The sequence below is a fragment of the Dyadobacter pollutisoli genome, from assembly GCF_026625565.1.
GTDB lineage: Bacteria > Bacteroidota > Bacteroidia > Cytophagales > Spirosomataceae > Dyadobacter > Dyadobacter pollutisoli.
The window spans coordinates 6,482,780-6,496,278 of sequence record NZ_CP112998.1 but is presented as its reverse complement, the minus strand read 5'-3'; the positions used below and the strand labels follow the sequence as shown (position 1 = coordinate 6,496,278).

Here is a 13,499-nt window from a genome sequence, read left to right as displayed (position 1 = left end):
CAAATTGACAGAATGCCTATGAAATTTGAACCTTCTGACTTGTATAGTCGGCTTCTCATGTCTGATTCAGATATGGACAGCCTTGAAATTGTCCCTCTCGGTGGCCCTGATGGCTCCGATGAACCTTTTGAACTTCCAAATGAACTTGCGATACTGCCTATCAGGCAAACAGTGCTCTTTCCCGGAATGGTTATCCCCGTTACGGTAGTACGTCAGAAAGCCATCCGTTTAGTAAAAAAAATATACCGGAATTCAGACATAAACCAGCGTATCCTGGGTGCAGTAACCCAGGCCATCCCCAATAAAGAGGACCCTACGGCCGAAGACCTTTATAATATAGGAACCGTTGCCCAGATCCTTAAAATGATCACGCTGCCTGACGGAAATGTGACGATCATCGTGCAGGGAAGGCAGCGTTTTGAGATTAAGGCCATCATTAGCGAAGAACCTTATCTCACCGCGGAAGTGCGTGCGATCGAGGATACTTTTGTGGGACCTACCAAAAAGGAATCCAAGGCACTATTGCAGTCACTACGCGACGGTGCGCACAAGATCATGCGGCTGAACCCGGAAATTCCCCAGGAAGCCCGGATCGCCCTTGATAACATTGAAAGCCCTATTTTCCTGATCCACTTTTTGTCTTCCAACATTAATGTTGAAGTGGCTGACAAGCAAAAACTGCTGGAAGAAAGAAATGGTCATAGGCAGGCCACGCTTTTGCTTCAGTACATGATGCGGGAGATTGAAATGCTGGAATTGAAAAGAGAAATCCAGACCAAAGCCAGTTCGGATATAGACCAGCAGCAGCGCGATTATTTCCTTCGCCAGCAAATCAAAGTGTTACACGATGAACTGGGAATGGATAGTCCTGAGCGTGATCTGGATGAAATCCGCTTGAAAGCAAGTCAGAAAAAATGGTCTGACAGCGTGCGCAGCCATTTTGACAAAGAACTGAATAAATTACAGCGCATTAATCCAATGGCACCGGAGTATCCCGTGACCATGAACTATCTGGAAACATTAGTGGATTTGCCCTGGGGCCAGTATACGAAAGATAATTTTGACCTGATAAGAGCGCAAAAAGTACTTGATGCCGACCATTTCGGACTCGAAAAGGTAAAAGAACGCATTATCGAATACCTGGCTGTCCTTAAACTGAAAGGTAATCTCAAAGCTCCGATTCTTTGCCTTTATGGCCCTCCCGGTGTTGGTAAAACATCATTGGGGAAATCCATAGCAAAAGCATTGAACCGTGAATATATCCGTATGGCATTGGGCGGTGTTCATGACGAAGCGGAAATCCGCGGGCACCGCAAAACCTACATTGGTGCTATGCCCGGAAAAATAATTCAGAATATCAAAAAAGCTGGTTTTGCTAATCCCGTCTTCATTCTCGATGAGATCGACAAAGTAAGCTCCGACTATCGCGGTGATCCTTCTTCTGCATTGCTCGAAGTACTGGATCCTGAACAAAATTCTTCATTTACAGACAATTACCTGGAAGTAGAATACGATCTTTCAAAAGTATTGTTTGTAGCCACCGCCAATGCATTGGATACCATTCATCCCGCTCTGCGCGACCGGATGGAGATCATTGAAATGACTGGTTACACCATTGAAGAGAAGTTGCAAATCGCCAAGCGTTATCTGGTTCCGAAGCAACGGAAAGACCACGGACTAAAATCAACTGACATTAAAATCGATGATTCTGCCCTTTTGCGGATTATTGAAGGATATACAAGAGAATCAGGTGTAAGAAACCTGGAACAAAAAGTAGGCAGCGTTGTCCGTAAAATTGCCAAATCAGTGGCAATGGAGCAGGATTACCCCAAAACGGTAAAACCCGAACACATTGAAAAATACCTGGGAGCAGAAATTTTTGACAAAGACCTGTACCAGGATAACGACTTCGCAGGTGTAGTAACGGGCCTGGCCTGGACCTCGGTTGGAGGAGAAATCCTGTTCATTGAAACCAGCCTGAGCCGTGGCAAAGGAGGTCTGACGTTGTCTGGCCAGCTTGGCGATGTGATGAAAGAATCGGCCGTGGCGGCATTATCCTACCTGAAAGCGAATGCCGATCGTATGGGTATCGACTACCGGATTTTCAATCATTATGACCTGCACGTTCACGTACCGGCAGGTGCCGTTCCCAAAGACGGTCCTTCGGCAGGTGTAACTATGGTAACTTCCATGGCATCTATTTTCACACAGCGGCGTGTGAAACCATTCATCGCTATGACGGGTGAGATAACCTTGCGCGGAAAAGTGTTGCCGGTTGGAGGTGTAAAAGAAAAGATCCTTGCCGCCCGCCGCGCTGGTGTGAAAGAAATTATTCTTTGTGTTAAAAACCGCAAGGATGTGGAAGAAGTACCGGCCAATTATATCAGGGACCTTACATTCCATTATGTGGATCAGATCGATGAGGTACTGGCGATTGCGTTGCTACCCGAAAAAGTGAAAAATGCGACTACCTTCATTTTCCCGAAAGAAGAGAAAGAAAAAGAAGAGAGCGGTTTTGTTACTTTGAGTGTGTAACTATTTCCATTTTACGATATTTCCAAAAGAGACGCTCGACGGCGTCTCTTTTTAATTAAGGGTTTCGATTTCAAAATTGCGTCATAAATGGTGAACATATCATCTACTAAAATGTCTTTACCGCTGCTCTCCCCCACTCTTCTGAACGAACGTTCAGAACTTTTGCCGAATCATCAGCAACTTCTCGCATTGCCGGAAAAAATCATCCAGTTTGGTACCGGTGTACTGCTGCGCGGCTTGCCCGATTATTTTGTCAACAAAGCAAATCAGCAGGGTGTATTCAATGGCAGGATCGTGGTTGTGAAATCTACAAACACCGGCGGTACTGATGCCTTTGCAGATCAGCAAAACATTTTTTCACACAGTATCCGTGGTATCGAAAATGGCAGCCAGGTTGATGATTTCGTCATTAACAGCTCCATCAGCCGCACGCTTTCCGCCGCAGGAAACTGGGCCGACATTCTGCAATGTGCCCATAATCCAGAGCTGCGAATTGTAATTTCAAATACAACCGAAGTTGGAATCCAACTGACCGACGACGATATATTTGCCTCACCCCCTGCCTCATTCCCTGGTAAGTTAACCGCTTACCTGTACGAACGCTACACTGCATTCAATGGCTCAGAAGCCTCAGGAATGGTCATAGTACCTACCGAACTGATCGTTGGTAATGGTCCAAAACTCAAATCGATAGTGATCGAGCAGGCTCGCCGACACAATCTGGCTGAGAACTTTATCCAATGGTTACAGGAAGCAAACCATTTCTGCAGTTCGCTGGTAGACAGGATCGTCCCCGGTAAACCAGACGCGGAAACCATTCATGCGCTTTCTGAAAAACAAGGTTTTCGTGATGACCTTCTGATCGTGTCCGAGGTGTACCGGTTGTGGGCAATTGAGGGAGATTCTTATGTGCGCTCTGTACTTAGCTTTGCGGATGCCGACAAAGGAGTGGTCATTGAACCGAATATTGACCTTTTCAGGGAATTGAAGCTGCGCTTACTGAATGGTACGCACACGCTCGCATCAGGACTTTGCTTTCTGCATGGCCTTGATACTGTGAGTGAAAGTATGGAAAACCAGGAAACGGCGGAGTTTATTGCCAACATTATGCTTAGCGAACTGGCGCCTGCCATTCCTTACAATGTGGATCCAAAACAAGCCCAGGAGTTCGGTAATCAGGTACTTGACCGTTTTCGTAATCCATTCATCCGGCATCAGCTGATCGACATTACGGTTCAGTATACTGCCAAAATGAAAATGCGTAACATTCCTACATTATTAAGTCATTATCAAAAAACGGAGGATGTACCGGTGCTTTTTGCAAAAGGTTTTGCTGCGTTTTTAACATTCATGAAGCCGGTCGTTCATAAAGACGGAGCATTTTACGGCGAGCGCAATGGTCAACCTTACTCGATCCGTTGCGATTCCGCCGCCTATTTTGATGAAAAATGGAAGAATGCAGCCTCGCCAATTGATCTGGCCAACCAGGTACTAAGCGACGTTACGCTTTGGGGCACAGACCTGACGTTACTACCAGGATTTGCGGATGCCGTGAAGGAGAATATGGTCGCGTTAGTAGCTAGCGGGACATCCACGCTTTAATTTTGTTATACAGCTCTGGCGAAGAGATTTCGTCGGAGCTGTAATATATTTCATCCGTTTTGGTCTTGATCAGCAAAAACGGATCTGCTTTTTTATTGACAAAAAGTTTGATCGTCCGGCCATCTTTGGTCTTAAAGCTTCCTTTTGAAAAGTCGCCCGCAGCAAATCCATTTGACTTGAAAGAGATCGGCGGTATGTCTGCAACAACGTCGATTTCCGCAACATCGGCTTTTTTCAAACTCAATCCGTAAATACCCTTTATTTCCAGTTTGTTGTCTGTCAGGAGTATTTCGCTATTCCTGAAACTGCTGTACAGCTGAATTCCCACAGCAACCGCAACAACAAGTATAATCGACATACCCACATACGTCCCTGCCCTCTGCCCCTTTGTTCCTTTATAAAACTTATTTCCCTTCGCGATCAGGAAAACGTACGCCAGCAGCGGGTACATGATCATGAAAGTTCCGGCCCAGTTCATGTTGAAGGAACTTAGTACCAGGTACCCGGCGATCAATGTAACCCCCAAAGTAATATGGAATTTCTTGAAGAACCTCAGGTAACCCTCAATATCCATTTTCGCCCGATCTGCCTCGGACATGGTATTGTATCCTGACAAAATATACTTGGCATTGCCGCTGGTTACAACAAAACCAAGCGAAGTAAATACGACTGATAATATGATTGCGGCAGTAAGCATTTAAGTCAAAGAAATGTACCCCAAAAGTTACAACAGATATCGCTAAACATTGCATTCCTGGTAGTTATTTTATGCCTCTGGGCCGTTTACTCATTGATACACCCCGGACGCTGGTTGAATGACATTAAGCTGATCTTGTGTCTATATTTAAATAATAAATTCAGCCATGATGATTCCGTTAAACATGCCGGTACACAAATTCCTTAACGACGAAGAATTGATAGCATTTAGCGTCGCTAATCCCGAATTGTCGATAGAGCGAGACGAAGAAGGGCAGTTATTCATCAACATGACACCTGCTTTCGCAATAAGCAGCTCCAATAACAGTGAATTGATCACCGAACTCGGGATCTGGAACCGTAAATATAAGGCAGGTAGGGTTTTAGAATCTAATGGCGGTTTCTTTCTGGCCGACTCGTCCATGCGGCTTCCTGACGTAGCATGGATAAAACTGGAACGCTGGGATGCATTGAGCATGTCCGAAAAAAAGTCTTTTCCGCACCTGGCGCCTGATTTTGTAATTGAGCTGAAATCTGAGACCGACGGTGTTGCAGATCTGCAATCCAAAATGAGTAAATGGATCGAGAATGGTGTAAGGCTTGCCTGGCTAATATGTACTGATCAACAAATGACCTACATATTCGAACCAGGCAAACCCACTTTTACAATGAAATTTGAAGAGACGCTATCGGGCGGAACGGTGCTGAATCATTTCTCCGTCCGCCTGAGTGATATATTGGAATACTAATCAGCTATTTTGTCTGAATTCCTTTACCAAATTGATGCTTTCAGCAACTTTTTGTTCGATCCAGGAATAGTTGCCTTCGGCAATCACATCTTTCGGAAACAGGTTTGAGCCAAGTCCTACTGCGTAAGCTCCTGCGCCGAACCATTCACCGATACTTTCACGGGTTGGCTGAACACCTCCCGTCACCATGATTTTTACCTTTGGCATAGGTCCGCGAATCGCCCTCACAAATTTGGATCCTACTACTTCCCCGGGGAAAAGTTTCACAACTTCGGCCCCTGCTTGTTGTGCATTATAAATCTCTGTGAGCGTGGAAATACCTGGTATCCAGGGAATATTTGCTATTGAACAAGCGCGGCCTACTTCCGGATTCAGGCATGGCGTTACAATAAAATCGGTTCCGGCATCAATAAATTTCTGAGCCGTTTCCACATCATAGATCGTCCCGATCCCTAATGAAAGTCCTGGCAGGCTTTCTTTTACGTGCGCCAAAAGCTCAGTGAATACATTGAATGCATTTTCTCCGCGATTTGTAAATTCAAATGCCCGGGCACCGCCTCTGTAACTGGCGTTGATCACTTCCTTTGCGATCTCTATATCTGCATGATAAAAAAGTGGCAAAATCCCCACTTCATTCAAAAGCACTAATGTTGTTTCTTTGTCCATAGTTTTTGAGCTGTTAGCTTTGAGCTATTAGCATTTAGCTTTTGTTAGTTATAGGAGTTTAATTCACTCCTACTCAATTACAATTACCGCTTGATTCTTCCAGAGGTCTCTCCCTGCCTGATCGCCTCCACTTCTGCAATCGTTGAAATCAGGGCATCTCCTTCAATAGTATGTTTCAATGCAGACGCCGCTACCCCGAATTCCAATGCCCTTTGCTGGTCATCAAAACTGATCAGACCGTGGATCAAGCCGGCGATAAATGCATCGCCTCCGCCTACCCTGTCAATAATCGGGTTAATTTCGGTATCCGCAGTTTCAAGCAATTCTTTACCATTCCAAAGATAGGCTCTCAACAGGTTGTGAGACGCGCTGAGAGAGGTCCTTTTGGTATCCACCACCGTACTTACCTGTGGATAAGCCTTTTGTAAATTGACGCAGGATTCCTTAAAATCGTTTCCTCCAATGCCAAAAATCTCTTTTATATTTTCGCTGTTAGCAATCACAATATCGGTCCCGGCCGTTAGTTCAGGCAGGATTTCGGAAGGCTTCTTACCATATTTCCACAAATTAGCCCTGTAAAAAATATCTCCTGATACCGTAATACCTCTCTTCCTGGAAGCGTTAATTCCGTCGAGCAACGCATCCGCAGCGCCCTGCGAAAGTGCGGGGGTAATGCCCGCCCAGTGAAACCATTTTGCATCTTTTAAAATCTCATCCCAATCGATTTCCTTCGGATCAATCTCCGCCAGGGAGGAATTCGCTCTGTCGTACACGATCTGGCTTCCCCGCAATGCCGCTCCTGTTTCCAGATAGTAAACAGCCATACGCGGCCCTCCATAGATAATATGTGAAATATCCACGCCATGAAAGCGAAGGTACTGAGCCGCCGCCCTTCCAATCGGAGAATCGGGAAAACGGGTTACGTGGGCAGTGTGATGACCCCAATAAGCGAGCGCGGTAGAAACATTTGCTTCGCCGCCAGCATAGGTCACATTCAATTGCCGGGCTTGTTCAAAACGGGAAAAACCGGGAGTAGAAAGTCGCATAAGGACTTCTCCGAAAGAAACAATCTGAGCCATATTTTAAACTGATGCCCGTATACCAAAGAATCGTCTTCTCCGGGGGCTTTTGATAAAATTAATAAACAGTCAAAAGTAAGTATTAAACATTAAAATAGCCCACAACCTAAAAAGTCTGGGCTATTCTTTTCTTTAATATCAGTGAAATATAAACCTACCTCAAAAACCAAAATAATTATTTGCATTGTTGTAGGAGATGTCCTCCACCAGTTTCCCCAGCCAGGGAATATCATTGGGCAGCTCTCCGTTTTCCACATCGTTCCCGATCAGGTTGCAGAGGATCCTGCGGAAATATTCGTGCCGCGGATATGACAAAAAGCTCCTTGAATCCGTCAGCATACCCACAAAACGGCTCAGCAGCCCCATGTTGGAAAGTGCATTCATCTGCCGCTCCATTCCGTCTTTCTGATCCAGGAACCACCAGCCGGAGCCAAATTGCATTTTACCGGCAACGGTACCGTCATTATAATTCCCGGTCATCGTCGCCAATACTTCATTGTCGGCCGGATTGAGGTTGTAAAGTATTGTTTTGGCCAATTGATTGGTAGAATCCAGCTTATTGAAAAACTTGGACAATGCCTGTGCCTGGCTGTAATCACCTATTGAATCCCAGCCAGTATCAGGGCCTAGTTCGCGCAGCATGCGTTCGTTATTGTTACGCAATGCGCCCAGGTGAAACTGTTGCGTCCATGATTTTGCATGATCCAGTTTTGCCAGATCAAAAAGCAATACCGATTTGAAAGCGCTTCGCTGTTCTGCTGTTGCAATTTCATCATTCAATGTCAAAGCAAAAGCTTCCTTCGCCAGTTTTTCATCAAAATCGGAATAGATATGTTCAAGACCGTGATCGGAAAGTCTCCCGCCCATTGACGCAAAAAAGTCATGACGGCTTCCTAAAACAGCTAGCAGTTCTTCATAAGTACCAATTGTGCCACTACCCGATACCTCGGATAATTTGGCGAGATATTGTTTAAATTCTTCGGGAGAATCGATCAATAGCATTGATTTGTCAGGACGGAAAGTGGGTAACACTTTTATACCTAACCCACTTTTACTGATCTGCTGGTGGTAATGCAATGAGTCCGTCGGGTCGTCAGTAGTACAAATAACCTTGACATTCATTCGTTTGAGCAAGCTTTTTACAGAGAAATCAGGCTGTTTCAGTTTTGCATTACATTCTTCGTAAATCTCTCTCGCCGAGTCTTTATTCAGCAAAATATCAATGTCGAAATACCGCAGCAGTTCCAGGTGCGTCCAGTGGTACAATGGATTACGCATGGTGTAAGGCACCGTGGCTGCCCATTGCTCAAACTTTTCCCAGTCGCTGCCATTGCCGGTACAATATTTCTCATTGATACCGTTCGCACGCATCGCCCGCCATTTGTAGTGGTCGCCATACAGCCAGATCTGAGTCAGGTTTTCAAACTGCTTGTCCTCCGCGATCTGATCGGGCGGCAAATGGCAATGGTAGTCGATAATAGGCATTTCCTTGGCGTAGTCGTGGTAAAGAATACGCGCGGTCTCTGAGCGCAGCAGGAAATCTTCTGTAATAAAAGTCTTTTGTACGGTGGTGCTTGTTGTTGTCATTAGTAGGTGAGCTTCAAATTGATATTGCTCTGTTAAAATTCAAGGGTTACTCCTCTCAATTCCGTATTCCAGTCCGCGCAATTCAGCCAGTCCGCGAAGACGTCCAATGGCCGTGTAGCCCGGGTTGGTCCTTTTGGTAGCCGAAAGGTCGTCAAGCATGCGATGTCCGTGATCAGGACGGAAAGGCATTCTCAGATCTGTTCGTCCTTCATTCCTTCTTCTTTTTTGTTCCGAAAGCAATGCCTTCATTACACCATACATATCCACATCTCCATCGAGGTGATCGGCCTCGTAAAAACTTCCGTCATGCTCTCTTTTGGTGGCACGTAAATGGATAAAATGAATGCGGTCACCCAGTCTTCTCACCATTCCGCTCAGGTCATTGTCCGGTCTCACACCGTAGGAACCGGTGCAAAAACAAATTCCATTGGTCTGATGATCATAGGCTTCCAGCAAAAGCAATGCGTCATTTTCAGTACTTACCACGCGCGGCAGGCCAAGGATCGGATACGGAGGATCGTCCGGATGTATCGCCAGCCTGATACCCGCCTCTTCAGCCACAGGGCCGATCGCCTGAATGAACTGATAAAGATGCGTTCTCAGTTCAAGATCACCCACATGTTGATAAGTAGCCAGTACTTTTCTGAATTGTTCTATCGTAAAACTTTCTTCCGAGCCGGGTAAGCCCGCAATAATGTTGCGTACAAGTCGCTGAACACTTTCCTCGGAAGCATTGTCCAGCCAGTTTTTGGCCTTTTGCTTTTGTTCTTCCGAATACAATTCCTGCGCCTCAGGCCTGTCTAAAAGATAAAGGTCAAATGCAGCGAAATGTGTTGCATCAAACCGTAATCCGGTAGAACCGTCTTTCATCGGAGCGTCCAGATCCGTGCGCGTCCAGTCCAGGATCGGCATAAAATTATAGCAAACCGTATCAATGCCGGATTGGCCGAGATTGATGAGGCTTTGCTGATAATTTCTAATGTATTTTTCAAAATCGCCTGTACGAGTCTTGATCGCTTCGTGCACAGGCACACTTTCTACCACCGACCAGGTAAGGCCGGCCTCTTCGATCAGGGCCTTCCGTTTCTGAATTTCTTCCGTGGTCCAGATCTCCCCGTTCGGAATGTGATGTAATGCTGTTACAATTCCTGTTGCTCCGGCCTGGCGGATATCCTGTAATGAAACCGGATCGGCAGGCCCGAACCAACGCCATGTTTGTTCTAATGCCATTGTTTTATGGCTGTCGGCTATCGGCTGTCGGCTGTCGGCAATGCCGTCAGCTCGATCCCGCTGGCTTCAAGCAATTTTATGGTTTGTTACTAAAAAATCTAAAAAAAGCTGACAGCCGAAAGCCGACTGCCGAAGTAAATCAAGCCACCAACCTATGCTCCGGTACGCGCTCGCGCAATACCTTCAATGCACGGCTCATTTGAGTTTCTACCGTTTTGACAGAAATTGCAAGCTTTTCAGCAATGTCGCGGTACCGTAGACCTTCTTCTCTGCTCAGCCTGAAAATGATCTGGCATTGCCGCGGCAGCGCCTGAATGCAGCCTTCCACATGTTCGTAAAATTCATTGAATGACATTTCCTCAGCCGGTGAAAAATGATCCGCGTGGGTCATATTCCATTGCACCGATTCCAGTGATTCACGCTCGTTCTGACGGTGGACTCTCAGTTTAAGATAGTCCAGGGCCTGATTTCGCACTGCTCTGTAAATGTAAGCCTGAAATGAAGTGTGCACCTCTATTTGCTCACGATTTTTCCAAAGTTTCACGAATACATCGGAAACAACCTCCTCAGCAATTTCACGGGTAACTACCACGCGCATGGCATAGTTGCAGAGCGACCTGTAATGGTGCGTAAATAACTCGCGGAAAGCATGGTAATCTCCGGTAGTAACCACTCTGCCAAACAAATTTTCCAAAACATTTTTCTGGGAATAAACAGATGGTAATGCGTTGGTAAATGATCTTGCTTCCATTTAAAATTTGAGCTAGGTAAATTATAGAAAAATTCCTGGATATGTAGTGGTGTAAGGTATACTGACCTCGTCAACAATTAACCTAGTTTAAACATTGATTCGGTGATACACAAAAATAAATCTTGAAAAAAAGCTATAAATCTACGCAACCGTTCCCGGAACCGTTCCCGATAGCGCAAAATTTCCCGGAACCAGAGTCGATTTTTAGTAACTTGTGCAACGATTCACATTTGGTGCATTTCCTAGAAAATATAATAACATTGCATTATTCTCATATTATCCCATGAAAAAGGTATCCATCACGATTAAGGAAATTGCCAGGCAGCTCAATGTCTCGAAATCCACGGTCTCAAGAGCGCTCAGGGACAGCAGCGAGATCAGTGAGGAAACCAAGAAAAAAGTCATAGACCTGGCTGAGCAGCTGAACTATTATCCTAACCCGATCGCGATAAGCCTTCTAAAGAACCGCACACAGACGATCGGGGTGATCGTACCGGACATTGCCAACAGGTTTTACTCCTCCGCGATCGGGGGTGTAGAGGACATCGCGTATAGCCGAGGTTATCACACGATGATTTACCAAAGCCATGAGCAGCTTGAACGCGAACGCTCAGCATCCAGGCACATTGCTTCCCGCAGGGTCGACGGACTGGTCGTGGCTATTTCAAGCCAGTCTATTAATATTGATCATTTTGTATCTCTTCAGGAACAAGGCATTCCAGTTGTTTTCTTCGACCGTGTAAGCGACGCCATGCAGACGCATAAGGTACGTGTGGATGATTACAAGGGAGCTTTTGAGGCTACGGAGCATCTCATTAAAAGGGGATGTAAGCGAATCGCGCACATTGCCGGCCCTAAACCGGTATCAATCACCCGGTTCAGGCTGGAAGGCTACAAAGATGCATTAAGGAAACACAACATTGATTTCCAGGACGAATGGGTACTCCACAGCGAAATCACGCAGCAGGGCGGAACGGAACGTACTTATCAGCTGATGGCGCTGCGCGAGCGGCCTGACGCTATTTTCGGGGCAAGTGACCGAATTACGATGGGTATACATTGGGCGCTCAGGCAGCTGGGCTACCGCATGCCCGACGATGTGGCGGTAGTAGGGTTCTGCGACCTGGCCATGTCATCGCTCCTCGACCCACCCGTCAGCTCAGTGACCCAGCCTTCTTTTGAAATGGGGCAACAGGCGACATCATTGCTGCTGGATCTCATTGAAAGCAAAAATACCCCGGCCGAATTTGAGACCAGGGTATTGCAATCGAATCTTGTTATCAATAAGTCCTCATTGAGGTGACGTAGTTAGCCGGTAATCGTTTTCAGTTTTCTCTCAAATTCCGAAAGGATACGCTCTTTCATCTGCACCTTGCGTTTCTGAATGTTGATACGACCTGCGGCTTGTTTGTCCACCTCAGGATCGCCGGTCGCGGTTCTGTCAAATTCCAGTATAGCGAATTCCAGATCGCTTTTTTCTCTTTTGGCAAGCCATTCGAGTTCACGATATTTAGTTCTCAACTGTTCTTCCTGACTTTTAAGATCAAATGCCGGGTACTTACGGCTGATCACACGGGCCAGGTAGCTTAGTTCAAATATTTTATCACACACCATCCGGAAACGTTCTGCCAGTTCCTTGTCCGCCATTTTGAAGGGAATTTTGATCTCCTTCCATTTGCTAAGCAAAACCTTGGCTTCCTGCGAAGCTTCTACAATATCCTGTTGTCTTAAAAGTACTTCCGCCTGCTGAAGCAATTTCTGCTGCTCTACGATACGCGGGTCAACACGTACTTTCGGCTCGATTCCTTTGGCGAGATTATACTTGTCATAAAAAAGCTTCAGAAAATGCCTGTAAGCTTTATTGACTTTGAAAAAGCGCTTCGGAGGGACTTCACCCACATTGTTCCATGCATTGCGCACATCCCTTGCTTTCGCATATGCATCATCCAGGTCACGAGAGTAGCTAAGCGTCTTGGTGATCTTGATCAGCTTCTCATACTCCTCTATACGATGCTGGTTAATTTTATTCTGTTCATCAAAATAATCACGGCGACGCTGGAAGAAATCGTCCAGGATCTGTTGGAAAGTAGTTTCCACTTCATCCTGAAATTCTTTTTCGACCGGACCCGTCCTGATCCATTTTGCTTTAATCTCCTGTATCTGGTCTGTTGCCGTCGTGTAATCATCAACGGCAGCAGCAACTTTCACGTCTTCAATAAGCGCGCGTTTGATTTCAAGGTTTTTCAATTGATTAACCTCGATCAATCCTTTCAGATATTCCTCTTTCTCTTCCAGTCTCCGCAAAAGTGGGACAAAATCCCCCAGTGCATCAAAACCTTTCAGCTTACGTTGCAATTGAATCAGCTTGGTCAGATAGGAGCCCTTATTAAGTGCTTCATCTATTTCCTGTTCCAGTTGTTCCACCTTGTTAAGGACAATGTTAAAACGATTCTTGAAATAATCTATCGCTTCCTGCTCTGTCCTTTTTACTTCTCCAATTTGCCGGTCGGGGAATTCCAAATACCCCTTTAAAAATACTTTGCTGTCTTTAACGTAGCCGTATTCATCATTCAATGTGGCATTTTCCATTCTTTCAATTTTTTT

General features: G+C 45.7%; 11 protein-coding genes. 4 read left to right on the top strand and 7 right to left on the bottom strand.

The annotated features are described in order from the left end of the window. Nucleotides 1–18: 18 nt before the first annotated feature. A complete protein-coding gene (gene lon, locus ON006_RS26895) occupies nucleotides 19–2,535 on the top strand; it encodes an endopeptidase La (RefSeq protein ID WP_244821278.1) in 2,517 nt (838 codons plus the stop codon). Nucleotides 2,536–2,622: 87 nt separating this feature from the next. Then, entirely contained in the window at nucleotides 2,623–4,137 is a 1,515-nt protein-coding gene (locus ON006_RS26890) for a tagaturonate reductase (RefSeq protein WP_244821277.1), read from the top strand. Here ON006_RS26890 and ON006_RS26885 read toward each other — a convergent pair. Next, nucleotides 4,115–4,834 (bottom strand): DUF3784 domain-containing protein, encoded by a 720-nt coding sequence (locus tag ON006_RS26885; protein WP_244821276.1) that lies wholly within the window; start codon nucleotides 4,832–4,834, stop codon nucleotides 4,115–4,117. The two genes, ON006_RS26890 and ON006_RS26885, sit on opposite strands and share 23 nt — an antisense overlap. A gap of 166 nt (nucleotides 4,835–5,000) precedes the next feature. Between ON006_RS26885 and ON006_RS26880 the strand changes: the two genes are divergently transcribed. After that, nucleotides 5,001–5,582, top strand: coding sequence for a Uma2 family endonuclease (locus ON006_RS26880; protein ID WP_244821275.1), 582 nt, complete (start codon nucleotides 5,001–5,003; stop codon nucleotides 5,580–5,582). Here ON006_RS26880 and ON006_RS26875 read toward each other — a convergent pair whose 3' ends face one another. From ON006_RS26875 to ON006_RS26855, 5 genes are all read right to left on the bottom strand, one after another. After that, a complete protein-coding gene (locus ON006_RS26875) occupies nucleotides 5,583–6,248 on the bottom strand; it encodes a bifunctional 4-hydroxy-2-oxoglutarate aldolase/2-dehydro-3-deoxy-phosphogluconate aldolase (RefSeq protein WP_244821274.1) in 666 nt (221 codons plus the stop codon). It lies immediately after the preceding gene. An 83-nt stretch (nucleotides 6,249–6,331) separates the two neighbouring features. Next, nucleotides 6,332–7,327: a sugar kinase gene (locus ON006_RS26870; protein WP_244821273.1), complete on the bottom strand. Its 996-nt coding sequence runs from the start codon at nucleotides 7,325–7,327 to the stop codon at nucleotides 6,332–6,334. 159 nt (nucleotides 7,328–7,486) lie between these two features. Further along, nucleotides 7,487–8,914: a glucuronate isomerase gene (uxaC, locus tag ON006_RS26865; protein WP_244821272.1), complete on the bottom strand. Its 1,428-nt coding sequence runs from the start codon at nucleotides 8,912–8,914 to the stop codon at nucleotides 7,487–7,489. A gap of 39 nt (nucleotides 8,915–8,953) precedes the next feature. Further along, a complete protein-coding gene (gene uxuA, locus ON006_RS26860; RefSeq protein WP_244821271.1) occupies nucleotides 8,954–10,144 on the bottom strand; it encodes a mannonate dehydratase in 1,191 nt (396 codons plus the stop codon). Between the two features lie 139 nt (nucleotides 10,145–10,283). After that, nucleotides 10,284–10,895, bottom strand: coding sequence for an RNA polymerase sigma-70 factor (locus tag ON006_RS26855; protein ID WP_244821270.1), 612 nt, complete (start codon nucleotides 10,893–10,895; stop codon nucleotides 10,284–10,286). Between the two features lie 283 nt (nucleotides 10,896–11,178). On the opposite strand from ON006_RS26855, the gene ON006_RS26850 reads away from it, so the two are divergent. Beyond that, nucleotides 11,179–12,198 carry a LacI family DNA-binding transcriptional regulator gene (locus tag ON006_RS26850; RefSeq protein ID WP_244821269.1) on the top strand — a complete coding sequence of 340 codons (1,020 nt, stop codon included), beginning with the start codon at nucleotides 11,179–11,181 and terminating at the stop codon, nucleotides 12,196–12,198. Between the two features lie 5 nt (nucleotides 12,199–12,203). Here the strand turns inward: ON006_RS26850 and ON006_RS26845 are convergent, their stop codons facing one another. Then, nucleotides 12,204–13,484 carry a DUF349 domain-containing protein gene (locus ON006_RS26845; protein WP_244821268.1) on the bottom strand — a complete coding sequence of 427 codons (1,281 nt, stop codon included), beginning with the start codon at nucleotides 13,482–13,484 and terminating at the stop codon, nucleotides 12,204–12,206. Nucleotides 13,485–13,499: the final 15 nt, after the last annotated feature.

What these genes read in the sequence shown, in the direction of transcription:
- ON006_RS26875 (WP_244821274.1), bottom strand. Translation starts at nt 6,248, where the DNA reads ATGGACAAAGAAACAACATTAGTGCTTTTGAATGAAGTGGGGATTTTG.
- uxuA (WP_244821271.1), bottom strand. Translation starts at nt 10,144, where the DNA reads ATGGCATTAGAACAAACATGGCGTTGGTTCGGGCCTGCCGATCCGGTT.
- ON006_RS26855 (WP_244821270.1), bottom strand. Translation starts at nt 10,895, where the DNA reads ATGGAAGCAAGATCATTTACCAACGCATTACCATCTGTTTATTCCCAG.
- ON006_RS26890 (WP_244821277.1), top strand. Translation starts at nt 2,623, where the DNA reads ATGGTGAACATATCATCTACTAAAATGTCTTTACCGCTGCTCTCCCCC.
- ON006_RS26870 (WP_244821273.1), bottom strand. Translation starts at nt 7,327, where the DNA reads ATGGCTCAGATTGTTTCTTTCGGAGAAGTCCTTATGCGACTTTCTACT.
- ON006_RS26885 (WP_244821276.1), bottom strand. Translation starts at nt 4,834, where the DNA reads ATGCTTACTGCCGCAATCATATTATCAGTCGTATTTACTTCGCTTGGT.
- uxaC (WP_244821272.1), bottom strand. Translation starts at nt 8,914, where the DNA reads ATGACAACAACAAGCACCACCGTACAAAAGACTTTTATTACAGAAGAT.
- lon (WP_244821278.1), top strand. Translation starts at nt 19, where the DNA reads ATGAAATTTGAACCTTCTGACTTGTATAGTCGGCTTCTCATGTCTGAT.
- ON006_RS26845 (WP_244821268.1), bottom strand. Translation starts at nt 13,484, where the DNA reads ATGGAAAATGCCACATTGAATGATGAATACGGCTACGTTAAAGACAGC.
- ON006_RS26880 (WP_244821275.1), top strand. Translation starts at nt 5,001, where the DNA reads ATGATGATTCCGTTAAACATGCCGGTACACAAATTCCTTAACGACGAA.
- ON006_RS26850 (WP_244821269.1), top strand. Translation starts at nt 11,179, where the DNA reads ATGAAAAAGGTATCCATCACGATTAAGGAAATTGCCAGGCAGCTCAAT.